This window comes from Neisseria sp. P0021.S007, from assembly GCF_051956855.1.
The window spans coordinates 1-449 of the sequence record NZ_JBQCXA010001665.1 but is presented as its reverse complement, the minus strand read 5'-3'; the positions used below and the strand labels follow the sequence as shown (position 1 = coordinate 449).

The 449-nt window shown below is 57.9% G+C and carries 1 pseudogene; it reads right to left on the bottom strand.

From position 1 onward, the window contains the following. Positions 1–207, bottom strand: a pseudogene (locus tag ACTHUR_RS20810) (LPS assembly lipoprotein LptE); the annotation flags it as partial. Positions 208–449 lie beyond the last annotated feature (242 nt).

Below are 449 nucleotides of genomic sequence, written 5' to 3'. Positions count from 1 at the left end.
GTGCAAAGTCATTTGCGCTTCGGCGGCGGAAACGGGTTTGCCGTCGGCGCGGCGCAGGGCGTTTTCCAAAGCCTTTTGCATGACGGAGGCGTTTTGGATGTGCCAAGCGGGATACGGCAGCGTGCGTGCGGGGTCGCCCATGCCTTTGAGGTGGAAGCCGCAGGCGGACAGAAGCAGTACGGCGGCGGTCATCAGGATTTTGTTCATTTCATTCTTTCTGTTGCGCGGGTATCGGGGAATTATAGCGGATAGTCGGGCGGTCGGGAAACGCGGCGGCAGAAGGGGATTTCAGACGACCCCTTGCCGTTTGTCGTTTACCGGCACGATGGGTACAATCCAAACGTCAGACAACAGGAGAGAAACATCATGCACCCCATCCGCGAATCCATCCGCAGCGGCCTGCTGCCCGTATCGGACATCCATCAAATCTATTGGGAAGAATCCGGCAA